We start from the raw sequence: 23,672 nt of genomic DNA, 5'->3' as shown, positions 1-23,672 counted from the left end.
CGTTGCGGACTATCGGTCAGTCCAGAAACTCCGTCGCCCGCTTGCGCAGCACCGCGCCGAAGTCGTCGAGCCAGCCGATCGACAAACGCCAGCTCTGCCAGTAGAGATCGACGTCGATATGCTTGCCGGGCGCGATCTCCACCAGCTCGCCGCTGGCCAGATGCGACGCGATCATGCGCTCCGGACACATGCCCCAGCCGAGCCCCGTGACGCAGGCACGCAAAAAGCCGGCGACGTGCGGAATCCAGTGCAACGGCGGATCGAGGTCCGCGCGCGTGATGCGGCGCATGAAACGCTTTTGCAACTGGTCCTTAGGATTGAAGTCGACGCACGGCGTGCGCCGCAAACTTTCACGCGTCACACCGCCGGCAAAGTGACGCGCGAGAAACTCTGGTGAACAGACCGCCAGATAACGCATGCGCCCGAGACGCGTGGAGCGGCAACCCTGAACCGGCTCGGCCTGGGTGGTGACCGCGCCTTGCACGCTGCCGTCGCGAATTCGCTGCGCGGTGTGGTCCTGATCGTCGATCACCAGATCGAGCAGCATCTCCCGCTCGACGCAAAACTGCGCGACCGCGTCGATGAACCAGGTGCCCACGCTGTCGTCGTTGACCGCGATGCGCAGCGCCGGCCACGGTTCGACCAGCGTGCCGGGCAGCGCCGGCAGGCAGCCGGTCAGCTCTGCTTCGAGCAATTGCACGCGTTCGGTGTGGCGGCACAGCAGCGCGCCCGAGGTGGTCGCGACGCACGGCTGGCCGCGCTTGACCAGCACGCTGCCCACGCGCTCTTCCAGCAGTTTGACCCGTTGCGACACGGCGGACGGCGTCACATTCAGTTCGCCGGCGGCACGGTCGAACGAGCCATGGCGCACCACGGCGGCCAGTGCATCGAGCAACGCATAGTCGAGCATTAGCGTTCCTTAATCGGCGTTAAGTGAATTAGCTTCTCTTATGATCGGCAAACCCGCAGACTAGCCTCGTTCGCTGCTCCCGTCTACTGGATCGATTATGAATTGGCTATCTTTTTCCGACGGCGCCGCCTTGTGCGCATCCCTGATCGTAACGATCGGCGCGCAAAACGCCTTCGTGCTGCGTCAGGGCATCACGCGCTCGCATGTCGGCAAGATCGTTGCGCTGTGCGCGTTGTCGGACTTCATTCTGATCGGGGCGGGCGTCGGCGGCGCAGCGGTGCTGGTCGAGCGCTATCCCGTGTTCGTCCACGCGATGCTGTACGTCGGACTCGCCTATCTGGCGTGGTTCGGGATCAATGCGTTGCGCCGCGCGGTGCGGCCGGAGCATGCGGTTATGGATGGCGAGAACGTCAGCGCGGCGCCCGAGCAGCGCGCCGTGCCGATCATTCTGATGACACTCGCCTTCACGTGGCTCAATCCGCACGTGTACCTCGACACATTCCTGCTGATCGGCACGGCCGGCGCGCGCGAACCCGAAGGCGCGCGGGTCGCCTTCGCGCTGGGCGCGATGGCGGTCAGCGGGATCTGGTTTATCGGTCTGGGTTACGGTGCGCGCGCCCTCGCGCCGCTCTTCAAGCGGGCCACGGCGTGGCGCGTGCTGGATGGCGCGATCGGCAGCATGGTGCTGCTGCTCGCGGTGACGCAGTTGCGGTGAGCGCCGCCAGCGCGGTTGTAATTGGACGCGGTTGGCAACAGCAAGCCGCGATTTTCAGAAAACACGGGCGCCCGCACCATGGCGCCCGCGTACGCAGCGCCGTACCTAGATGCAGCCGAGCGCGGACGCCTTCAACGTGGCCGCCGCACGGGTAGAACATTCGAGCTTGCGAAACACGCTTTCCACATGCGTGCGCACGGTACTCGGGCTCAGTTCGAGAATGCGGGCGACCTCTTTGTTGCTCGCGCCCAGGCTGATGTGTTTTAGCACCTCAGCCTCTCGCGGCGACAGCAAGCCTGCTTTCGGCGTCCGCCCACGCTCGCCGGACGCCGGCAAGTCGCCGAGTTCAGAAGAGACGATTGCTTCGACCGCTTCTGCATCGAAACGCCCCGCCCGTGCCTGCTCGTCGAGCAGAGCCGCGGCCTGTTCCGGTGAAAATGCCGGCCGCCAGGGACGCGCCGAACGCAACGCCACCCACGCGGCGGCAACCGCGAGTACACGCGCTTCACGTCCTATTGCATCGCCGCCGCTGCCGCGGAAATAGCCTGAACCGTCGAGACGTTCATACGCGAACGAAGCGATCTCCGACTCGCGAGCGAGGCCCTCGATCTGCTTGCCTGCACGCGCGGTCCAGTAAGGCACGAGCCGCACCTTTTCCCATGCGGCCGGAGAAAGCTCGCCGGGTGTGTTCCAGATGGCATTCGGGACCGCCATGCGTCCCATGCCATGAAGCAGCCCCGCCGTGTAGGTGCGCCGCCGCGCCTCATCGTCCATGCCCAGATGCGCGCAGCAGGTGCCGGCCGTCTCGGCTACCTGACGCGAATAGCCGGTCATCCACGGCAGCTTCAGGTCGATCACGTCGGCGACGATCTCTGGCGCGCTGGCAAGCTGCATCGCAGCCGTGCAGGCGGGCTCGGCATGGCGCTGCGCGGCTGGATCGTCGAGTTCATCGAGCCACGCAGCAGCACGCGCCGAGGCGAGTTGCGCGAGTTCCCGCGGATACTGCCGGCCGGCCTTCTGGGCGATCAGCATCTGCGCGCGCTCCAGACCGTAGACCCGGCTCAGAATCTCGAGATCCCCGGCCACGCCGACGATGAACACCGCGGCGGGCACATCGCGGCCCAGCCGGTGGTCCGGCAAACCGGCGCCGTCCCAACTGTCGAAAACGCGTCTAAGCGCTTCCTGCGTCGCCTGGGTGAGGCCCAGCATATGCGCCACCTCGCCCGAGACCTCGCAGTGTATCTGGGCGAGCGAGGTGATCGCCGCGCCCACTTGCGCCGGCGATTTGCCGGTCCCGGTCCAGTCCGGTTGCATGGCGAGCATGGCCGCGCGGCCGCCGACATCGTCGCCGAACCAGTCGGAAAAACTGGTTGCGTTGGCCGTGCAGCCCGACCACCGCAGAAGGGACACCTCTTTGACGACGTCGCACTGAGCGTCGTCAAGGCCGGCCTCTGTCGCGAGCCGCGCCGCCAGCCGGCCTGTGCGCGGCGAATGATCGGTGGGCTGCCCCATGCTGAGGTCGCCAATGAACGCCAGAGCCTTGACGGCGTCCAGTACCCGGATTGCAGAAACGTCATGCATAGCTTTCGACCTTGTTGTCAGCACCCGCTTGTCCAGCGCAACCGGATAGGCTCGGTCATTCGACCGATACAGCAAACCGGCCAGACAGCGCATTCTCCAATCCTCGAACTGTTTCTTACCCAACCAAGTTGACGAAGAGGATGAACATTATGAATACCCTGTTGAAAAAGTGTCTGGCTGCGACGTTGATGGTGGGCGGCGTGGTGTCGCAGGCCGCCTTCACCCAGGCGAGCGCCGCCGCGCCGAACGACGGTCTCAAGGGAAAGAACGTCGTGCTGGTGCACGGCGCATTCGCCGACGGTTCGGGCTGGAACAAGGTGATTCCGCTGCTGGAAGCAAAAGGCCTGCACGTGGTCGCGGTGCAAAACTCGCTCAAGTCGCTCGACGACGATGCCGCGGCAACGCAACGCGTCATCGAACAACAGAACGGGCCCGTCGTTCTGGTCGGCCACTCGTGGGGTGGCGCCGTGATCTCTCAGGCAGGCAACAACGACAAGGTCAAGGCCCTCGTCTACGTCGCGGCGTTTGCACCGGATAACGGCCAGTCGATCAACGACCTCTTCAAAGGCAAGCCCGCGCCTGCCTGGATGGCGGCATTGCAGAAGGACTCGGCCGGCTATCTGACACTCTCGACCGATGCGATCATGAAGGACTTCGCGCAAGACCTGCCGCCGGCCGAAGCTCGTGTCGTAGCCGCGACGCAAGGCCCGTGGTTTGCCGGCTGCGCGGACGACAAGGTCGCCACCGCCGCGTGGCACAGCAAGCCGTCGTGGTATGTGATGGCGCAGAAGGACCGCATGATCCCGCCGCCCTTGCAGGCCGCAATGGCGCAACAGATCGGCGCGACGGTGGTCAAGGTCAATACGAGCCACGTTGCGATGATGTCGCAGCCGACCGAAGTCGCGGCAGCAATCATCACGGCGGCACGCGCGGCGAAGTGAGGGTTGGCGGCTGCCGGACTGTTCCAGGCAAATCAACGTGCAGACAGTTGCTGCACTCATGCTTAAGGATCTGTTAAGCCGGCAGCCGTAGGATGTTGGCCTGAGCGTGCGTCGTGCAGTGGGGGGTCTCTTCTCCGTGAACGTTAGACGCAGCGCTCATCGTCTCTCAGGTTCTGGAAGCCTCGGAAAACCAGAACCTTTCAAGCCGGCATCGCCGGCTTTTTTTTGCCGGTCAGCCTGACATCGCGAGCCGCGCGCAATGAGTCAGGCGTCCACGCAGCCGTTTTGCGCCGCTCACCCGTGACTGTCGATCCAGGCACGCGCCCACTCGAGACCCGCTCGTTGCGCTTCGTCCTCAGTATCGAAGCAGGCGAGAATGCCCGACGCTTCGACCAGCTTGCCGGCAAGCGTGATGGTCCCGCTAGCGCCGTACCGCTCGGGCTGCAAGATGTCCTCCTGCTGCAAGATGGCGTGACCCCAGACCGTGTAGCCGTGATAAGTCTGGGACTCCATCAGCGTGTCACCCCGGGCGTGACGCCGCGAAAATCCACCCGCAACACATTGCCCTCAGGCGTGATCTGCCGCGGAATTTCGGACATGTCCGGTGCGTGTGCAGGCACGCTTTCCCGCCTATCCGATTTCGCGACGAGCCTTGCAACCGGTGCCGGTGCAGGCCGCGCGCGAGCTTTCACGGCATGGGGAACGATGTGCCGGCTTCCGGCCGGCCGACGGGCAACGACCGCGCAATGCGGCTTGCCGAGTCGCGCTTCCGGCGGGTTCCAGACCTCGACATAGTGCTCGCCGGCCATTGCCGTCGAAGCCGATGCGAACAGCATGATGCCCAAGCCCAACAATCGAAACATGTTCTCTCCTATGCTCCGTCGCTCGCACCGCCGCAGCTACAGCAGCGCCGCAAGATTCCATGCAGGATACTGTACATCCATACAGGTCTTTGCGCAATCCAATGATCGTCGCCGAGCAGCTTGCGCTTCGGGCATGACGCCAATGCGTAACGAGGATGAGAACATAGCCGCCGCGCGGTTTGCGAGCGATGACCGAAACTTTGAATGAGCTTCGGCGGGCAGGAAGGAAGGCCGACGCGGATTGTCGGGAGCAGCAGTCGAACTAGAAAACACCCACATGGTTGGTTGCGGATCTTCGCTGCACGGTCAAGAACCTGAATCCGCAACCATCAACATCAAGTGCGGCGAAACCGCCGCTACCCCCTTACTCCACCGTCACGGACTTCGCCAGATTTCTCGGCTTATCCACATCGGTCCCGCGCGCGCACGCCGTGTGATAAGCCAGCAACTGCAACGGCACCACATGCAGAAGCGGCGACAACGGCCCATAGTGCTCAGGCATTCTGATCACATGAATGCCTGGCTCACTCCCGATCCGCGTATCCGTATCGGCAAACACATACAGCTCGCCGCCACGCGCCTTCACTTCCTGAAGATTCGACTTCAGCTTCTCGAGCAACGCGTCGTTCGGCGCGATTGTGACGACAGGCATCGCGTCGGTGACGAGCGCCAGCGGGCCATGCTTCAATTCACCGGCGGGATACGCCTCCGCATGAATATAGGAAATCTCCTTGAGCTTGAGCGCGCCTTCGAGTGCGATCGGATAGTGCGAGCCGCGTCCGAGAAACAGCGCGCTTTCCTTGCCCGAAAACTTCTCCGACCACGCGATGATCTGCGGCTCCAGCGCCAGCACCGCGTTCAACGCGGCCGGCAGATGGCGCAACTGGCGCACATAGTCGGCCTCCTGTTCTGGGCTCACCGTGCCGCGAATTTTGCCGAGCGTCGCGGCAAGCACGAACAGTCCGACCAGCTGCGTGGTGAACGCCTTGGTCGACGCCACGCCAATCTCGCGTCCCGCGTGCGTGTGAAACGAGAGTGACGTCAAGCGCACCATCGCGCTCGTCGCCACGTTGCAGACCGACAGCGTGTGCTTGTGTCCGAGCGACTGCGCATGCTTCAACGCAGCGAGCGTGTCGGCCGTTTCGCCCGATTGGGAAATCACGACCACCAGCGCTTTCGGATTCGGCACCGAATCGCGATAACGGTACTCGCTGGCGATTTCGACCTGCGTCGGAATCTTCGCAATCGATTCGAGCCAGTACTTGGCCGTCAGTCCCGAGTAATAGCTGGTGCCGCACGCGAGAATCAACAGACTGTCGATATCGGCAAACACGGCCGCAGCCTCTTCACCGAACAACGACGCATCGAGCGATTCGCCTTGCGGCACCGTATCGGCGATCGCGCGCGGTTGCTCGAAGATTTCCTTCTGCATGAAATGCCGGTACGGACCGAGCTCCACGCCGCCGCCATACGCGGCGACCGTGCGCACTTCGCGCTCTACGTCGATGCCGTCGCGGCTCACCACGCGCACGCGCTCGAGCGTCAACTCGCACACGTCGCCCTCTTCCAGAAAGATGAAGCGTTCGGTCTCACCGGCCAAAGCGAGCGCATCGGACGCGAGGAAATTCTCGCCTTCGCCGATCCCGACGACGAGCGGCGAACCCTGCCGCGCGCCCACCACGAGATGCGGATGAGCCTTATGTTCGACCGCGATCGCGTATGCGCCGTCCAGTTGCTTCACCGCCTCGCGAACCGCCTCGAACAGATCGCCGCGATACAGGCTGTGCACCAGGTGCGCGACCACTTCCGTGTCGGTTTGCGAAACGAACACATAGCCCTTCGCGCGCAGCATCTCGCGCAACGGCTCGTAGTTTTCGATGATGCCGTTATGCACCAGCGCCAACTCGTCCTTCGAAAAGATCGGATGCGCGTTGTCCGTGACCGGCGCGCCATGCGTCGCCCAACGCGTGTGCGCGACGCCCGTGCCGCCTTCCAGATGCGTCTCGCGCGTCTGCGCGTCGAGATCGGCGACGCGCGCCGTGCTGCGCGCGCGGCGCGGACCGGCGGCGGCGAGCACGGCGACGCCGCACGAGTCGTAGCCGCGATACTCGAGACGCCGCAGTCCTTCGATCAGAACCGGGACGATGTTACGTTGCGCTACCGCGCCGACAATGCCACACATAAATTTGCTTTCCCACGTGATGTTGTATCGGATGGGGCGAGCCGCCCCGAATCGAATCGAGCCTTATGCGTAGCCGGCCGGATTGGTCGACTGCCAGCGCCAATGGTCCGCGCACATGCGCTCGATGCCGTACTGCGCACGCCAGCCAAGCAGCTTTTCCGCCGCGGCCGGATCGGCGAAACAGGACGCGACGTCGCCCGGACGGCGCGCCACGATTTCATAAGGCACCGGCTTGCCCGAAGCCTTTTCGAACGAGCGCACCACGTCCAGCACGCTATAGCCCTGCCCGGTGCCGAGATTCACCACGAAGCTGGCATCGCGCGCGACCAGCGCGTCGAGCGCGGCCAGGTGTCCGCGCGCCAGATCGACCACGTGGATGTAGTCGCGCACGCCGGTGCCGTCCGGCGTGTCGTAGTCGCCGCCGAACACGCGCAGTTTCTCCAGCTTGCCGACCGCGACTTGCGCGACATACGGCATGAGGTTGTTCGGCACGCCGCCCGGGTCTTCGCCGATCAGACCGCTTTCGTGCGCGCCGACCGGATTGAAATAACGCAGCGTGGCGATACGCCACGACGGATCCGACACTTCCAGATCGCGCAGAATCTGTTCGGCGATCAGCTTGGTCTGCCCGTACGGATTGGTGGCGGAGAGCGGAAACGATTCGTCGATCGGCGAAGTCTTCGGCACGCCGTACACCGTGGCCGACGAACTGAACACGAACTGCTTCACATCGCGCGCGCGCATCACCGAAAGCAGCGTGAGCAGACTGCCGAGATTGTTGTCGTAGTACTCGATCGGCTTCGAGACCGATTCGCCCACCGCCTTGAGCGCCGCGAAGTGAATCGCGCCGCTCACTGGATGCGCGTCGAAAATGCGCTGCAGCGCGGATTCATCGCGCGAATCCGTTTCATGGAACGCGACGCGCTTGCCCGTGATCTGCTCGACGCGTTTGAGCGACTCGCGGTTGCTGTTGACGAGGTTATCGACCACGACCACGTCGTAGCCACCGTTCAGCAATTCGACACAGGTATGCGAGCCGATAAAGCCCGCACCGCCGGTGACCAGAATCGTGCCTTTCAAGTCCATGCGAAATTCCTTTGGTATTGATTCAATCCGCTCGTCACGGCCGTGCATTGCCGGTTCCAGCCGCGCCCACGCCGACGGTCGCGAGTCCACCGTCGGTGACGTAAGGCACGAAGCCGGCTTCAGTGATCCGCGCTGCGGTGGCGGCCGCGCATGTGTCGTCGGCGGGCGGGCAATAGTCGATGGACAGCACCGGCAACCTGTATTGATCGCGGATCGTCGCTGCCTGCATCAGCAGCCAGTCGCGATCGGCTTGCGGCACTTCCGTGTAACGCTGCTTGCCGGCATCCCAACCGCGGTACAGCGATTCGAACGCCACCATGTAGGCAAGATCATGGACCTGCGGCAAGACCTCGAAACCGCGGTTAAAGATCAGCCTGGCGTTCGGATAACGCCTCTTGATCGCACGGATGACCCGCACCAGTCCCGCTTCCTGCGCGGCGCGCGCGGCGTCGGTTTTGGCGATCAGGTGGTAGGAATCGAGCGTGTCGAGAAAGAAGCCGCGATAGCCTTTTTTCCATAACGGCGCGATCACCTTGTCGACGAAAAACGCCGGCCATTCAGCGGCCGTCTGATCGATCACATGCGAGGCCCACGCCTCGTTGACGCCCGGCAGCCACTCGCGCGGCATCGCGCTGTAATACGCGCGATGCGGGTTCACCTCGCCCACGCTCACATACGCGAACCACGCCGGATGGGTCTGCCGGTGAGCGCGTGGATCGAAGTGCGCATCGGGATCGACCACCACGACATCGAATCCGGCCAATTCATCGACAGGCGGATTCATGCCGTAGTACAACGCCACCGACGGTCCCGCCGTCGCGCTCTCCGCGCCCTGCGCGTGCGCGACCGAAGCCAGCGCGCCGAGCGCGGCCATACGCGCGAACCGGCCGACACGACGCAGCAGCGCGCGCAAGCTCAAGCGTCGGTCCTGATCGTGATCGTGCTCGGACAAATCCGGCTCCTCTCTCATGTTGTTCGGGCAACGCCGCCCGTTTGACGCCGTCGTTTCTAGATACCCGTGGGCAGGAACGGCCACCAGCAAATACTATCGAGCGATACCGTCGAGATCGACGGACTGAAGCCCGCCTGTTGCGCCGCCGTCCATGCGGTTTGCGCGGCCGAACTCGCCGTGCATGACGACGTGTAGTCGAGCGAGCCGACGAGGAAAGCGCCGCGGCCGAGATTCTGCTCCGTGCTTTGCCACGACTTCAGTTGCTGCACGAGCGACGTGCTCGTAGACGGCAAGAAGACCTGTTCCGCGATCACGCCGTCGATCAGCCACGGAAACGATACACCGCCCGTCGTTGCGCCAATGGCCGATACCGGCGCGGCGTTCGGCACCATCGCCAGATCCGGAAAGCGGTCGCGCAATTGCTTGACGAGATCGAGACCGCCCTGGGCGCAGCTTGCATTGCACGGCGCACTCGACGCATTGGCGCCGTGTCCGACGATTTCGAAGTTATCCAGCATGAAGCCGTCGACACCGGTTGCCGCGAGACGCGGCGCGATGTAGTTGACAATCAGGTTCTGATAGTCGGCGTTGGCGGGATTCATCCAGTATTCCTGAAAGCCCGAATATCTGCTGATTTGCGCCGCAGTATTCGCGCCGCACGACACGAAGCCGGACGGCACCGTGTTCCAGTAAGTTCGCCATTTTTCGCAGGCGCCGAAATTCAGGTAGCTGAGCACTTTCGCGCCGTTCGCCTTCAACGCGGCGATCTGCGCGCTCGAGAAGGCAGGCGTGCCGTTGCCCGGATCCGCGTCGATCACGATGACGTTGAACGTGGCCGCCGTCTGAGTGAGGTCGAGCGCACTGCCCCGGCCGTAATAAGCCGTCCACACCGGCGACGCCGGCAAGGCGCGGGCCGTCGAGATCGTAGGCGTGGTAGTCGAGCCGGAATTGGTGTTGTTCAACGAATTGCCCGAACCGGTTGAGTTCGTCGAACCAGTTGACTTACTAGAGTTACCGGCGCTTGTACTCGCCGGAGTCGCCACAGCCGCCGTCGATCCATTCGAACCGCCCGTGCCGCTGCCACCACCTCCGCAGCCGGCCAGCAGACTGCACGCCGCGACAATCACGGCTGCACTTAGCCACGATTGGACGGCTCGGCGGCCGGCATGAACATCGGCGGCAAGGCGCGCGCGAGCGGCCCGCCGAAGCGGGCCAAAATCAGCTTGATGCATGGTGGAATCCGAAGTCGAGCGGTGTGAGGCCAAAGGTGCCGGCGCGCCGGTTCGTCTCGTCGAGCGCGCCCTGCCCTCACCGCTTCCGGAGCGGCAGCATGAACACGATCTCGAGCCGGAACGGCGACGCCCTGGATCAACCCCGCAACATATACGTTTCGTATTCCAAAGACATGAATTTGCGATCGAGCACCTTCACGGCTGCCACCACCACGACCAGCAACGCCAGCGCAAATCCATAGCCATAGAAATCCGGCCCGAGCCTGAGCGTGATGCCGGTGAAGAGTCCATTCAGCACGACGAATGCGCCGGTGAGCCGCAGCACCATGCGCCGCCCGTCGAGATAGAAGAACACGTTGAGCAGACCGAGCAGCAACACCTGCAGACTCGCCGACACCACGTCGACCACAAGCAGCGGCATATACAACGGCGAAATGCCGAGCGAGCCCAGCACGCGCTCGCCGAAGGCGACGATCAGCAGCAGCACGACCGCCTGCACCTTGATGATTTCATACAGCCCGGCTCGCACGCTGCCCACCATCATGTCGCGCATTTCGTTGATATGGCGCAGCGTCGCGCCGCTGCGCACCGCGTCGTAAAAGGCGTCGTAGTATTCGACGAAATCCGCCTCGATGCGCACGAGGAACGTCGCCATGCCGGGCATCACGCACACGTAGGCGATAAAAATCGGAATGTCGTAAATCACCGATGCATGCAGCGGCCCGATCACGCGCGTGCCCGTACCCGGCGCATACCAGAACATGAACTTGTCGAGCCACACGCCGATATTGAACAGCAGGCCGACCAGCGCGAGGCTCGGATAGGCGAAGCGCCGCTCGAACACTTCGAACGACACGAAACGCTCGCTGCGGTAGTTACGGTAAATCAGACCCGACAGACCGGCGAGCAGCACGATGTGCCCGGCCACGAAGCCGCCAAGCAGACCGACCAGTCCATAGCCGTTCAACGCGAGTGCGAGACACACCACGCACGCATAGCCGACGGCGAACACCATCAGGATCTGCCGGTACTGCTTGACGCTCGACAGGAAGATCACGGCGATCCAGATGTTGCTGACCACCACGAAGCCCGTAATCATCAGCAAGCGGTAGATCAGCGGCTCCTCGCGAAAGCCCACCAGCATCGCGACCACCGCGACCACGCTGGCCAACATCGACGACACCAGCACCACGCCGTTGTAGTTCGACAGCACGAGGTCGTCGCGCTTTTCGAACAGCCGGTCGGAGATGAAGCGCGTGAACGACAGTTGCAGCGGCCCGGTCAGAATCAGACTGAGCGCGATCAGATACGTGACCGACACCTGGAACTGCACGATCGCGAACGTCGGAATCACCGAAGTGAGACTGATCAGGCCGATGATCAGGATGCCGAAGATCGACAGGATCAGCGGACCGGAACTGATCAGGCCCGCGTAAGCATAGGCGCGCGCCACGCCGGTCAGCGTGTCGCGGCGCATGATCTTGCGTAATTCGAAGCCGATACCCGCCATCAGCGTGTCTCCTGCGATTGAACGGGATGTGCCGGACTCGCGTGCGGCTCCGCTTTTGATTGAGTGCCGTGATGCATCGGGCAGCGCGCCGCATCGGCGGCCGAATAGTTGCGCTCGCGATCCGGCATCGCGGCGAGACGCTCATACAGCGCGCGATAGCGGTCGATCATCTGCTTCTTGGTGTAGTAGCGGCGCACGCGCGCGAGTCCGGCCTGCTGCGCGGCCTGCCAGCGGGTTTCGTCGGCGAGCAGCGCCAAAACCGCCTGTGCGAAGGCCGCCGGGTCGGCGAGCTGAACCACCGCGCCCGCGGAGCCGAGCGCGCGATCTTCCGCATCCACGCCTTCGATCAGTTGACGGCACGAGCCCACGTCGGTCGTGATGGCCGGCACGCCGGCCGCGAAACCTTCCAGCACCACCAGCGGCAGCGCCTCGCTGATCGAGGTCAGCGCGATCACGTCGATTTGCGGCATCATGTCGTCGATGCGCTGGAAGCCAAGGAACTTCACATTGCGGCTCAGGCCGAGACTCTCCACGAGCGCGCGGCATTCGAGCGCGTAAGCGGGATCTTCCTCTTCCGGTCCGATGATCCAGCCTTCGAGATCCGGCATGGTGCGCGACGCAATGAAGATCGCGCGAATAAAGGTCTTGATGTCCTTGATCGGCACCACGCGGCCAATCAGCGCGACCACGCGGTGCGAACGCGGCTTGCGTTGCGCCACCAGCGGCCCGAGCGCGTCGACGTCGATGCCGTTCGGAATGCATTGCGTACGCTCGGCGCGCGCGCCGTCCGTGATCTGACGCTGGCGGTTCGCCTCGTACAACGCGACGATATCGTCAGCGGCGTCGTAGGCGAGCTTGCCGATCGCTTCGAAGAAACGCACCCACAGTTCGCGGAAATAGCTTACGCGCGAGATATCGCGCTCGAACACGCCGCGGTTGTCGCGAATCCACTGGCTTTGCAGCAGGTCGATCTTGCGCTCTTTCGTGTAGATGCCGTGCTCGGAGATGAGCAGCGGACGACCCGTGCGGTAATGCATCAACGCGCCGAGAAAGCCGCCGTATCCCGTCGATACGGTGTGATAGACCTTCGCCGGCAATAGCTTCTCCGCGACACGCGCGAGTTGCCACAGCGGCTTGTGCATGATGCGCACGGTCCAGAAATAATCGGTGAACGACGGATCGGTACAGTACTTCTGATACTGATCGACGATCGTGTCCCACGCCGCGCGGCTCGACAGGAACTGTTGCTCGTTCAATGCGCCATTCGCCCCAAGCATCGGAATCATGCTCGCCATCAGACCGCCGACATCCAGCCCGCTGCGCGGATCGCGCAAGGCGTCGTGCAATTTCTGCGAGCGCGCGAACGCCGCGGCGTCGCCGGCAACGGCGCGCGGCTGGAAATCCGCCACGGCCTGTTCGTACAGGAAGTGCGTTTCGATATGCACCACGTTATCCGGCAACACATACGCGGCGCCGTTGTAGTCCTGTTCCCGGCTGCCGATGAACACAATCGCGAAGCGGGTCTCCGGGTAGGAGCGGATCATTTCATTGACCCAGCTCGACACGCCGCCACGCACAAACGGGAACGTGCCTTCGAGCAACAGGCAGACATCGGCATCGGCGGCACGGCGGATCGGGAGTTCTTTCATCATGACCAGTACTTCACAACCGGTTTGAGTGTGGGCAACGCGGCGGCATTGCCCAGCGATGCGAGAAGCTGCTTGACGCGAGCGTAGTCGCCGCGCAGAAAGTCGGCTTCCGCCAGCCACGGCACCAGCCGTTCGCGCGGGAAACCGAGTGCGAGCGCCTGGCCGATGTATTCATGCGCGGCATTGGGCAAGCCGTTCGCCAGCGCGAGACGGCCGCGAATCAGCCACAGCGCGGCGTCGCCCGGGTCGGTTTCGAGCGCCGCCTGGGCGTAGCGGTCGGCCTGTTGCAGCGTATGGCGGTATACCGCGCCCTGCACCAGGTTCTGGTACACGAGTTCGAAGTACAGCTCGGCGAGCAGGCGGTTCAGCGCATGACGCTCAACGTCGTTGTCCGTCGTTTCCAGCGCTTTGCTGGTGCGGAAGATCTTCTGCATGATCTCGTTTTCGGCGTGATCCAGCGTGCCGTAAGCGATCAGGCGAATGTCTTCGAGCGGATCGGCAAGCAACTCGCGCAGCAACGTGCCCGTGGTGCGGGTAGGCATGCTCTGGATCGCCACCAGCGCGGACAGCCGGTCAGTGGGCGACACCTGAGTGTTGGCTAGGCGCGCCTGCAAACGCGCGCCGCCGCCGTGCGACACGCGCGACACCAGGTAGGTGACGAATTCCGGGCGCGGCACATCGGCGAGTTGATCGCTTTCCTTGGCTCCCGGAAAGAGCGCCGCCCAGATGCAGCTGATCAGCACGACGAGGCCGCCGAACAGCGGCACGAAGGTACAGGCGAGCCACAGGAACAGCAGCGAAACCGCGCGCGGCTCGCGGTAATTCAGCGGCAGCCATGAGCGGAACGCGATTGCCTCGGCGAGTCCCGCCAACGCCTGCCACGCGAAAAAGCGCAGCAGCGGATCGAGCGCGCCGGGCGGTTGCAGCAGGCTCGCGATCGCCAGATATTGCACGATCACGGCCACCACGGCCGCGAGCGCGCCGACGATGAGAGAAAGGGTCTTAGACATCGAGGCCGCTTCGTTTGAGAAGACGCATCAGCGCCGCACCCGGCTCGTCGCCTTCGAGGTGGAGCGTATGAACGCCGACGCGCGCGCGTTCCAGATCGGTGTTGAACTGGGCCGTCAGGCTGGCTTCGATCCGCGCGAGATAACCGTCGATACCGGTCGTGTCGGTGGCCGGCATCAGGTTCACCAGCACCGACTGTTTCGCGGTTTGCACCGGCCACATCACGTCCAGCGAACGGCGGCGGCGCATGACGTGCTCGAACAGCGAGTCGCCCTCTTCATCGCGCGGAAACGCCAGCGCGACGAGCGACGACGCCACACCGGCCTTCTGCTGGAGACGCGTGAGGCGGCTCAGATCGAGTGCGAATTCATACGGGCAGTTCGGCACGCGGTCGAGAATGCGCTGTACGAATGCGGAATGCTCGACGCCGTCCGCGTAATAGCCGAGCAGCACCAGCAGCAATTGCAGGTTGTCGAAGTTGAGCGACAGGAACGGCATGCGCTTGACGACCAGCAGCGCGCGCAGTTCGCCGTCCGCCGATACGAGCGGCGCGCACACCAGGTATTGGCTGACCGGCACGACGGTGTCTTCGTTCTTCAGATGCGCGACGCTCAGCGTGTTCAATGCATGCGTGACGAGTTCGTCGTGCGCGGCGAATTCGAACGGGTCGCCGATCTGCGCGATGGCCTGCGTGCCGAGCTTACCGTGATGCACCGGATACAGCGCCGCGACTTCGATCTGGCAGGCTTGCGCGACAAATTCGAGCAGACCGCTCGCGCCGCCAAGTGGATCGTTTTCCTTGCCCGTTGCCGGCGCGGCGAGCGCGGTATCGGTGGCGACCGACAGACGGCGCAGCTCGGTAATCGAATCGCGCAACGTAGTCGGACGCGACAACAAATCCTTTTCGAGCCGCTCGTGCGAGAGCCGCATCAGATAGTGACTGTTGGTCAACGCGACGAGACGGTCGTTCAGGTAATCGTTCAACGACGACGCGCGCTCGGCGCGGCTGCCCCACGTATCGCCGAAGTGCCCGGCGAGAATCGTCTGGATCAGACCGCCCGCGAAATACAGCGTGGGGAACGGGCCGCCGTGCGGATAAAAGAGCGCCCACGCGCCGAGCATCAACGCTCCGCTCAGCAGACCGAGCAGGCTGCCGTAGCGCAAGGCCACCAGCAGCGACGCCAGCCAGAGCCACGGAAAACCATTGTGCAGCAGCAACGGGTCTTCAGGATGGAGCCAGTGCGCCACGGCCAGTACGACCAGCACGAGCACGACGGTCTCCACGATCGCGAACGGCCGCGCCACCGCGGGCGCCAGCAGGCGGCGCACGCGTCCGAGATTGCCGAACGGATGCGCATGGCGCGGCTTCGAGGCGCCTGGGTTGTTTTCCACGGCTGCGGTATTCACGGCCATTTCCTTTTCACATGTCGGGTTGCGGCCGGCGGCCCGCACTTCGGGCGCAAACACGCAACCTTGGGGATATGCTTATTGATGCTTTTACTGACGCGCTTGCAACGGCGACAGAACCTTGGCGATCAGCGAGGTCGCCACGCTCGACAGACCCGAGCGGCTCCAGCCCGTACGCGTGCCCGTCGCGCTCCACACCACGGCGCCGTTCGACACGTCGATCAGTTCGAACGTCACGCCGACCACCGGCTCGCCGTCCACGCCCGTTTTGTAGCGCCATTCTTCAACCGCGCCCGACAGCACATAGCGGGCGTTCTGCGAACGCGCCCATTCCAGCGCTTTGTCGCTGTCGGCGCGCTGCGTCGTGTCGAACAGCGAGTTGCGGTTCGAATCGGCCGGCGCGATGCGCACATCGGCGATCCCGCCCGCGCGCAGCGTGTTGGCCGCGATCGATTCCGCGCTGTGACCGGCATCCGGCGTTTCAGTGTAGTTGGCGATCGACACCACCGCCACCTTGTCGCCGCGCGCGAGCGCGGGGCCCGAGGTCTGGCGTACCGTGCCGCATGCGCTCACCATCAGGGCCAGCGCGGCTGCCGCGACACACCAGGCGCTCGTACGAGCCAATCGTTTAATGCCGTACATGAAGAATTCTCCTTGGGATAACTATGCGAAATCCGGTTCAATAAAACCAGCTATAGCGCGCGCCGATCTGGGTCACTGGCGTGCCGAGACGCGAGACGCGCTGATGCGAGAAAAAGAGTGCCGCGTGATCGCCGCCGAACACCGTGCCCGCGAGGCCCAGACTGATCGACGGCCCCCAGCCCTGGAACGAGTCGTGCAGCACGCCCACGTCGAGGAACGGGCGCCATGCGCGCGTGTACTGGTCGATCAGATCGTTGCCGAAACCGAAGAACAGCCCGTATTGCGAATAGGTTTGCGGAACGAAGGTCGATGCGTCGGCCGGCCCGGCGCTCGCCGGAATCAGCCGCGAAATCAGGCCGTCCGCGGAGCCGCTCGCGCCGTAGTCGCCATGCGCGCCGATCAGGCGCACCGTGTAGTCCGGATAGTTCGTGCGGATCCGATAGCCGATCTCACCCGTCGAGAGCACGCCGCTGCCGAGGTAATTGCGCGCCTGGCTATAGAAACGATCGGCTTCGACGGTGCCCGTCGCATACAGATGCTGCGTCGCGCGGTACGTGATCGTGCCGACCACGTTGTCCTTCATGCCGCCGACCAGCAATGCCTGCGATTCCCGCGCCGTCTGATTGCGGCCCGCTTTCAGCGCGATCGACAGCGGCGAGTTCCTGCCCCACTCCGCGCCCACCGACACGCTATAGAAACTGTCGAGCGCTTCGCGGCGGCCGGCGGTCACCATGAAGGCGGTGTCGTAGGTTTGACGGCGCGCGTAAAACTCCACCGAACGATCCACCGAAGGCACGTTGGTCAGTTGCGACTCGTCCGTCGAGTGCTGAAAGCGTTGGACACCGTTCACGCCGATCATGTAGAGATCGGCGACCTTGATGCTGCCCGCCAGCGTCTGCTCCACATAGTCGAGCGGATGTTCGACGAAGCTGGTCACGGTCGCGTCGAGCGATTGCGGCCATGTCAGCGCGGTTTGCTCCAGCCGGCTGTGCAGTTCCGAATCGTAGGGCGCGCCTTCCAGGCCCTGGAACGCGAGGTTTTCCGCCGCGCCCGGACGATCCACCGCGATCGAAGCATCGATGCGGTTGTAGAGCGGCAAGCGTGCGCCTTGCTGGTCGAGCAGACGCTCCATGGCGGGCTTGTCGTTTTCGGCGAGCGCGATCGCGATCAGCTGCTCGGACGGCTGCACCAGCACGTTGGCGTACTGGCGGGCCAGCCAGCGCTTCGCCAGCGGACTCGCTTCATGCGACATCGCCCAGGCGAGCGCCACGTCGCGCGCCACCGACGAACTCAACAGCGCCTGATCCGGCGACTTCGCCGCGGCGGGTGCCTTCACCGGTTGCGCGGGCGGCAGGCCGGCCGCGTCGCCGAGCAACGTGCGGCGCGCATCGGCGTTGTCGTTGCGGCCCGCGTCGCTCGCGAGCAGATCGATCAGGAAAGCCTTCGACACGTCCGCGTTTTCGAAGATCGACGCAAGCGTGACGCGACGGCCGAGCATCTGCTCACGCACTTCGCCGCCCTGCGAGGCGCGCGTGCGCAGCACGATCTGGCCTTGCGCGCTGTTGGCGCGAATCTCGGCCTCTTCCTGCTGCATCTGACGCCAGACGTTGCGGCGGATCGACCAGGCGAGATCGCTGCGCCCCGCCATTTCCTGCGCTTCGGCGTAGGCGAGTTGCCACAGCGGATCGCGCGACATCGACGCCGACTGCAGGCGCAGATACTTGAGCGCCGCTTCCGGCCGGTTCAAACGCATCTGCGCGGCGGCCAGCGGACCCCACAAAGCCGGTGCCTGAGCGGGCGCATCGCGCCATTCGGCGACTGCTTCGCGCAATTGCGCTTCGCTGCCGTAGTCCACCAGCGTCCAGAGCAGCGCGGCGCGCAAATCGAGTGTCGCGCCGGGCAGCGACACCGCGTGCTGCAAATCGCGCAACGCATCGAGCGGACGATCGATCTGGCGATAGTACTCGGCCCGCACGCGCAGGAATGCCGGGTCGGCTTCGCCCGCGGCCAGCTGCTCGGGCGTGAGGCTCTTCAGCAATTCATCGACGCGATCGTATTGCTCGGCATCGGTGTAATAGTGAATCGCGCTTTGCAACGCGCGTTGCGAATGGTCACGGCGGAACTGCAATTCGGACGTGCGCGCTGCGTCGATCGGATACGCGTCGTAGAAGTACGTCATCGCGCTCAGGTCCTCAGGCGCCGCCTGGCCGCTTGCCAGCAGATGCTTGTAGGCGTCGTTCGCGATATCGTCACGCTGCAGCAGGCGCGCGAGCTGCGCGGCGTTGCGCCAGAACAGCACATCGTCGTCCTTGGCGCCGCGGCGCGCGGCGAGCAGCGTGTCGAGCGCGCCCTTGTAGTCGCCGTGACGATACAGAAGGCTCGCCGTGCGCAGCGCGTATTGCGTGTTCGACGGATAAAGCTGGTTCAGCTTGCGGTAATAACTCAGCGCTTCGTCGTCGTGACCCGAGCGCTCGGCGAGCTGACCCAGACGCGCGTCGATCGCTTCCGCCGGCGAATTGCGCTGGCGGCCGCGCAGGAACGCCAGCGCGTCGTCAGGACGGCCGAGGCGTTCGTAAGCCGCGACTACGGAGTCGACCAGCTTCAGGTCGCCGGGCGAAGCATTCGATGCCTGGATCAACGCGGCCAGATAGGCGTTGTCGTCGTTGAGCATCGGCGCGAGGCGCATCACGTTTTTCCAGCCTTCCGGATCGTGCGTGGCTTGCGCGTAGGCGAGCCACATCTGTAAAGCGAGCGGCGACGCGTGATTCCATTCGGCGACCTGAGCGAGGCGCTTGGTCCAGACCGGCGAACCTGGGTTCTTGCTGACCTGCTCGGCCGCCACGCGCTGAGCGTTGGGCAGATCGCTCGATTCGAGGAACGACTGATAGAGGAGGCCCGGCACGTCGTTGGCAGCGGCGGCGGCCGGCGCAGCCGCGGCGGCTGATGCCGTTGCGGCGGGCGCGGCAGCAGCGGGTTTCACGGACGCAGGCGCAGCGCTGGACGCCGCGACGCGCACGACATGCACCTCGCGCGAACCATGGGTACTCGCGCGCACGGCAAGACCGGGCCGTACTTGCGGACCATCCATATAGGCGTACTGCCCCTGCGTGCCCGCTTCGCTTGCACGCTCGCGGATAAAGTCGACGAGGCGCAGCGCGCCGTCTTCTTCTGGCTGAGCCTGCGCGTAACCGGCCAGCGCCTTCGCGTAACGGTCCACGAGATCCGGACGATGCGCCGCGCGCGCCAGATTCAGCAGCACCACGAGCGTTTCGTGATCGTGCCTGAATTCGGCGCCGTGTTGATCGGCGGCAGCGAGCGCTTCGTCGAGCAGATTGCCCGACTGCAAGGCCTTGATGCCTTCGATAAAGCACTGACGTCTCGCATCGACCGTCGCCGCGCTGGCTTGCAAACGGAACCAGCCGTTCGCCGCGCCACGATAGTCGCCGCCATACATGGCAAAGCGCACCACTTCGCGGTTCCAGCGCGTTTGCTGCGCGGGGTCCTGTACCGCGAGGCGCGCGTAGAGTTGCCCGGCGAGCTGCTGCGCATTCACCGACGCCGCGGCCTCGGCCAGCATCTGCAGATCGGCATTCGACCACGTCAGCGCAGCCGCATTCGTGAGCTGCGTGCGCAAACGGTCAAGCGCGGCCTCGCGGCCCGGATCGTTGGCGGGCAGCGCGAACGTCTCGCGCGTGTCGACGCTCAGACGCAGCAATTGCGCCGCGCGGCGCAGGTGCTCGTCCGGCATCGCCTCCATGCGGGCGGCAATACGGCGCGCGTCCTCGTTGCGGCCCAGACGCACGTACTGCGTGCCGAGCACCGAGAGGATTTCCGAGTTATCGGGCTGCACGCGCAGCCATGCTTCCAGATACGCGATGCTGAGATCGCTCGGCGCGTCGGTCGAGGTCATCCGGCTGCGCAGACCGCCGCGCGGATGCACGAGATAGAGCGTGATCAACACGACGCCCGCGAGCAGCAGGACGAGCCACGTGGGCGCGATGCGAGGGCGGTTATCGACCACAAGCGACCTCGATTGACTGATAGTTCAATTTGTGTCCGACGTCGGCCGGCGTATCGAAACGCAGGAATTCGCCGTCGCGGCGCGTGGCGACCGGCTGCTTGTTGACGCTGACCTTGCACTGCTGCGCGTTGGCCAGCTTGACGAACGGCTGATAGTGCCCGGCGAACTCGAAACGCACGCCCTGCGCCGTGCGCTGGAAATTGCGCACGAAACCGTTGGCTTCGCCGATATACGGCGCCGCGTCCGTGGCGTTGCCGATCGCAAAGCGCGCGCTGCCGCCGTCGATATGGATATACGTGCCGTCCGGACCGTTCGAGAAACCCGTCACGCCGGAAGCATCGGCCAGCGACGGTCTGGCCGCCTGCGGCCAGTGCAATTCGCGCACCTCGCCGTTGCCGCGCACGAGCCAGTCGTTCGCCTGGGGACCCACCTCTTTCGCCACCGCGAACGTGTGCCAGTCGAGCACCTTGCGGATGTACTCGCTCACGTAGACCGGCATGACCGGCTGCTTGAGCACCGCCGAGAAGATCTGGTCGAGCGCGCGCAGCGAGGCCACCTTGGTGCCGCTGTACATGTGGTAGTAGATGTCGATCGGCTTGAAGCGCAGCGGCTTGTCGGTCATCGAGAAAGTTTCGAGCACGCGCTGGAAGCCGTAGAACGGGCCTTGCCAGTCGTTCGTGTAGACGTTCTCGTCCTGATTCGGCGCGTACACCTGATAAGCGCCCGGCCCCTTGTCCACGCCGATCGGCGCGATATTGGTCCAGCTATTGGCCGATCGGGTGATGACCGTGTCGCCGCCGTTGAAGTTGTAGACGCCGGCTTCGTACACCTTGCGCACGACGAAACCCGGCGGGCGGCAGTCGCCCGACCATTGCAGCAGCACGGTCTTCTTTCCGGGGGGCGCGAGGCGCGTGTTGATGTAGTCGATCGAACCGGTGATCTCGCGGTCGATATTGAAGTGATACCCCGGAATGTTCAGCGAGAACGCCGCGTCGCCGCCTCCGCGATCCACCTGCGCGCCGGTCTTGCTGTCCACCTGCTCCCACTGGAACGGATGCGAGTAGGTGTGCGTGCCGATCTCGACGTGCGGCAGCGCGAACATCTTGCGGGCGATCTCTTCGAGACGCGGCGAGATATCCGGATGCAGACCCTTGGGACCCACTTCACCTTCGATCACCGAAAGCGTCATCGGCACCTGATAGCGGGTGAAGATCTGCTCGTATAGCGCTTCGCCGGAATAGTCAGGACCGGGGAATTCGGCGCGCGAGGCGAAACCGTCGCCGTCCACGTGGGACATGAACAGACGCCGGCCGTTTTCAGTCGTGACGCTCGGCGACGGCATGTCCTGCAAATGCAGTGCGGCTTTCATGAACGCCATGGGCTGGATCGCCCAGCGTTCCTGCTCGATGCTGTCGAGCGACGTCACGGTGTACGGGCTGAGCGCGTAGCCGCCCCACGGCGTGAGCGCAACCTGATCGAGCAGCACGCCGTTGGCCGAAACACGCAGCAGCGACTGGCTGCGCGAGCCCACGCGCACGCCTTGCAGATCGCGCGGTTCGGGTTTCGGGCTGATTTCGAAGCCGACCATCGGGTCGCTCTTGACCACCGTGACCGGCGCGGCCAGTGTGCCGCCCACGGCTTGCAGATCGAGCGCCGCGCCCGCCGACCCGGCCGCGTCGAAGCCGAACGCGCCGAGGAAAGCAACAGGCACATGATCCGCCATGCGAGCCGCGATCCAGCGTTGCCACGCCTCCGGATCCGGCACCGCGCCGCGCTGGATCCACGCGACGACGCCCGCGTAACGGTCCGGCGTAATGCCGTCGGGCAGACGCGACGAGAAGTCGGCGTACTCGACGTCGTAACCCATATAGTTGAGCGGCGTGGCCAGATCGCGCACGCCGGCGCTCAGGTCGAGCGGGTCTTTGGTATCGCGGTCCTGCACGACGAGAATCTTGCGCGGCAGAACCTCGATCTTGCCGATGCCGACCACGTCGCGTGCCTTGCTCGTCACATAAGGCAGCATGCCGGTCGACACGACTCGCGCGGCGGTGTCGCGAGCGCATTGCCGATCGTTGCGCGCGCAATATTCCACGGACACCACCGGCACGCCGCTTTGCTGCGTGAACGCGCGTGCGTCCGCAACGCGCTGTGCGCGCAATGCTTCGGGGACGTCCAGAAGCTGGCCGCTGTCGTCGATACCGCGCACTAGCGAATCGCCGACTACCGCGTAGAGCGACTTCGCCACCGGCAGCGCGTTGCGCATCACGTCGGCGCCACCCGCTACGAGGCGCGCATCCGGATGAGCTTGATGAATGCGGCTCGCTGCGGCCACGGCTGCGGGCGTGTCGAGCAGGAAGCCACGATAGCCGCGCTGCCACAGCGGCTCGATCTGACCGGAGAGGAACACGTCGGCCGAGCCGGCGGACTCGGCGCCGCTAGTGCGCGCGATCCACGTGGTATGCGCCAGCGGATGAGCCGCCGGGTCGAAACCGGTAGCGGGGTCGACCACGACGGCGTCGAATGCTTGCAATTCGCCGACAGGCGGATTGGCTGCGTAGAAGAAAGCAAGGTTGGGTTCGGACACGGCGGAGTGAGCCGCCACAGCGGCGGACTGCGACGGTGCGGCTTCGGCCTGCGTCGTTGCTTGAGTCGCTGCGTGAGTCGCTGCGTGTGCTGCAAGCGGTGCAATCCCGGCCGCGCCAAGCACTACCGCAATCAAGGTTCGCGTCAGAAATCTTTCGCCCGCGCGTTCGACAACCCCGCAAGAGTCCCCGCCGGCGCATGCCCGGGTCCGCTTCTTCATCGCCAAAATCTTTTCCCCGTTCAGTCTGAACGCGAGCGGCGTTCTCCCTGTGGGGGAGAAAGTTTCCGCTTGCGGATTTTCGAGCCGGCCCGTCGGCATTATTTACATCGCGCAAAACTAACATTGCGGTGGATGCAATACCGACTTTTTGTCTGGTTACTGGTAAGGCC

At 64.4% G+C, this 23,672-nt stretch carries 17 protein-coding genes; 2 read left to right on the top strand and 15 right to left on the bottom strand.

Features of this window, described 5'->3' with window-relative positions:
• Positions 1 to 16: 16 nt before the first annotated feature.
• A complete protein-coding gene (locus BPHYT_RS07440) occupies positions 17 to 910 on the bottom strand; it encodes a LysR family transcriptional regulator ArgP (RefSeq protein ID WP_012432535.1) in 894 nt (297 codons plus the stop codon).
• A 97-nt stretch (positions 911 to 1,007) separates the two neighbouring features.
• On the opposite strand from BPHYT_RS07440, the gene BPHYT_RS07435 reads away from it, so the two are divergent.
• Entirely contained in the window at positions 1,008 to 1,625 is a 618-nt protein-coding gene (locus BPHYT_RS07435) for a LysE/ArgO family amino acid transporter (protein WP_012432534.1), read from the top strand.
• A gap of 105 nt (positions 1,626 to 1,730) precedes the next feature.
• Here BPHYT_RS07435 and BPHYT_RS07430 read toward each other — a convergent pair whose 3' ends face one another.
• Positions 1,731 to 3,206 carry an HD domain-containing phosphohydrolase gene (locus BPHYT_RS07430; RefSeq protein ID WP_041758837.1) on the bottom strand — a complete coding sequence of 492 codons (1,476 nt, stop codon included), beginning with the start codon at positions 3,204 to 3,206 and terminating at the stop codon, positions 1,731 to 1,733.
• 149 nt (positions 3,207 to 3,355) lie between these two features.
• Between BPHYT_RS07430 and BPHYT_RS07425 the strand changes: the two genes are divergently transcribed.
• On the top strand, positions 3,356 to 4,147 hold the full coding sequence (locus BPHYT_RS07425) for an alpha/beta fold hydrolase (protein ID WP_012432532.1): 792 nt from the start codon (positions 3,356 to 3,358) through the stop codon (positions 4,145 to 4,147).
• Positions 4,148 to 4,441: 294 nt separating this feature from the next.
• On the opposite strand, the gene BPHYT_RS07420 is transcribed toward BPHYT_RS07425, so the two are convergent.
• From BPHYT_RS07420 to BPHYT_RS07360, 13 genes are all read right to left on the bottom strand, one after another.
• Complete coding sequence (locus BPHYT_RS07420) at positions 4,442 to 4,660, bottom strand: hypothetical protein (RefSeq protein ID WP_012432531.1); 219 nt, start codon at positions 4,658 to 4,660, stop codon at positions 4,442 to 4,444.
• Complete coding sequence (locus BPHYT_RS07415; protein WP_041758363.1) at positions 4,660 to 4,983, bottom strand: hypothetical protein; 324 nt, start codon at positions 4,981 to 4,983, stop codon at positions 4,660 to 4,662. Before BPHYT_RS07415 ends, BPHYT_RS07420 begins: the two co-directional genes overlap by 1 nt.
• Positions 4,984 to 5,374: 391 nt before the next feature.
• Complete coding sequence (glmS, locus tag BPHYT_RS07410) at positions 5,375 to 7,192, bottom strand: glutamine--fructose-6-phosphate transaminase (isomerizing) (protein ID WP_012432529.1); 1,818 nt, start codon at positions 7,190 to 7,192, stop codon at positions 5,375 to 5,377.
• A gap of 63 nt (positions 7,193 to 7,255) precedes the next feature.
• The gene (galE, locus tag BPHYT_RS07405; RefSeq protein WP_012432528.1) at positions 7,256 to 8,278 is read right to left on the bottom strand and encodes a UDP-glucose 4-epimerase GalE; all 1,023 of its coding nucleotides are present in this window, start codon (positions 8,276 to 8,278) and stop codon (positions 7,256 to 7,258) included.
• 34 nt (positions 8,279 to 8,312) lie between these two features.
• Positions 8,313 to 9,230, bottom strand: a complete 918-nt coding sequence (locus BPHYT_RS07400; RefSeq protein WP_012432527.1) for an endo alpha-1,4 polygalactosaminidase — start codon at positions 9,228 to 9,230, stop codon at positions 8,313 to 8,315.
• Positions 9,231 to 9,286: 56 nt separating this feature from the next.
• Positions 9,287 to 10,192 (bottom strand): endo alpha-1,4 polygalactosaminidase, encoded by a 906-nt coding sequence (locus BPHYT_RS07395; protein WP_238535635.1) that lies wholly within the window; start codon positions 10,190 to 10,192, stop codon positions 9,287 to 9,289.
• A 406-nt stretch (positions 10,193 to 10,598) separates the two neighbouring features.
• Positions 10,599 to 11,972: an exopolysaccharide Pel transporter PelG gene (gene pelG, locus BPHYT_RS07390; protein WP_012432525.1), complete on the bottom strand. Its 1,374-nt coding sequence runs from the start codon at positions 11,970 to 11,972 to the stop codon at positions 10,599 to 10,601.
• Positions 11,972 to 13,624 carry a GT4 family glycosyltransferase PelF gene (gene pelF / locus BPHYT_RS07385; protein WP_012432524.1) on the bottom strand — a complete coding sequence of 551 codons (1,653 nt, stop codon included), beginning with the start codon at positions 13,622 to 13,624 and terminating at the stop codon, positions 11,972 to 11,974. Before pelF ends, pelG begins: the two co-directional genes overlap by 1 nt.
• A complete protein-coding gene (locus tag BPHYT_RS07380; protein WP_012432523.1) occupies positions 13,621 to 14,631 on the bottom strand; it encodes a tetratricopeptide repeat protein in 1,011 nt (336 codons plus the stop codon). Before BPHYT_RS07380 ends, pelF begins: the two co-directional genes overlap by 4 nt.
• Positions 14,624 to 16,036: a PelD GGDEF domain-containing protein gene (locus BPHYT_RS07375; protein WP_012432522.1), complete on the bottom strand. Its 1,413-nt coding sequence runs from the start codon at positions 16,034 to 16,036 to the stop codon at positions 14,624 to 14,626. Before BPHYT_RS07375 ends, BPHYT_RS07380 begins: the two co-directional genes overlap by 8 nt.
• A gap of 90 nt (positions 16,037 to 16,126) precedes the next feature.
• Complete coding sequence (locus BPHYT_RS07370; protein WP_012432521.1) at positions 16,127 to 16,678, bottom strand: hypothetical protein; 552 nt, start codon at positions 16,676 to 16,678, stop codon at positions 16,127 to 16,129.
• 37 nt (positions 16,679 to 16,715) lie between these two features.
• Entirely contained in the window at positions 16,716 to 20,699 is a 3,984-nt protein-coding gene (locus BPHYT_RS07365) for a tetratricopeptide repeat protein (RefSeq protein WP_012432520.1), read from the bottom strand.
• The gene (locus BPHYT_RS07360; protein ID WP_041758835.1) at positions 20,689 to 23,502 is read right to left on the bottom strand and encodes a polysaccharide deacetylase family protein; all 2,814 of its coding nucleotides are present in this window, start codon (positions 23,500 to 23,502) and stop codon (positions 20,689 to 20,691) included. The genes BPHYT_RS07365 and BPHYT_RS07360 overlap by 11 nt, the downstream gene beginning before the upstream one ends.
• Between the last annotated feature and the right edge of the window lie 170 nt (positions 23,503 to 23,672).

The organism is Paraburkholderia phytofirmans PsJN, from assembly GCF_000020125.1.
GTDB lineage: Bacteria > Pseudomonadota > Gammaproteobacteria > Burkholderiales > Burkholderiaceae > Paraburkholderia > Paraburkholderia phytofirmans.
This window is presented reverse-complemented; position numbering and strand designations above follow the sequence as displayed.

Coding starts and splice junctions, on each gene's coding strand:
- BPHYT_RS07440 (WP_012432535.1), bottom strand. CDS start 910: ATGCTCGACTATGCGTTGCTCGATGCACTGGCCGCCGTGGTGCGCCAT.
- BPHYT_RS07435 (WP_012432534.1), top strand. CDS start 1,008: ATGAATTGGCTATCTTTTTCCGACGGCGCCGCCTTGTGCGCATCCCTG.
- BPHYT_RS07430 (WP_041758837.1), bottom strand. CDS start 3,206: ATGCATGACGTTTCTGCAATCCGGGTACTGGACGCCGTCAAGGCTCTG.
- BPHYT_RS07425 (WP_012432532.1), top strand. CDS start 3,356: ATGAATACCCTGTTGAAAAAGTGTCTGGCTGCGACGTTGATGGTGGGC.
- BPHYT_RS07420 (WP_012432531.1), bottom strand. CDS start 4,660: ATGGAGTCCCAGACTTATCACGGCTACACGGTCTGGGGTCACGCCATC.
- BPHYT_RS07415 (WP_041758363.1), bottom strand. CDS start 4,983: ATGCTGTTCGCATCGGCTTCGACGGCAATGGCCGGCGAGCACTATGTC.
- glmS (WP_012432529.1), bottom strand. CDS start 7,192: ATGTGTGGCATTGTCGGCGCGGTAGCGCAACGTAACATCGTCCCGGTT.
- galE (WP_012432528.1), bottom strand. CDS start 8,278: ATGGACTTGAAAGGCACGATTCTGGTCACCGGCGGTGCGGGCTTTATC.
- pelG (WP_012432525.1), bottom strand. CDS start 11,972: ATGGCGGGTATCGGCTTCGAATTACGCAAGATCATGCGCCGCGACACG.
- pelF (WP_012432524.1), bottom strand. CDS start 13,624: ATGATGAAAGAACTCCCGATCCGCCGTGCCGCCGATGCCGATGTCTGC.
- BPHYT_RS07380 (WP_012432523.1), bottom strand. CDS start 14,631: ATGTCTAAGACCCTTTCTCTCATCGTCGGCGCGCTCGCGGCCGTGGTG.
- BPHYT_RS07370 (WP_012432521.1), bottom strand. CDS start 16,678: ATGTACGGCATTAAACGATTGGCTCGTACGAGCGCCTGGTGTGTCGCG.
- BPHYT_RS07360 (WP_041758835.1), bottom strand. CDS start 23,502: ATGAAGAAGCGGACCCGGGCATGCGCCGGCGGGGACTCTTGCGGGGTT.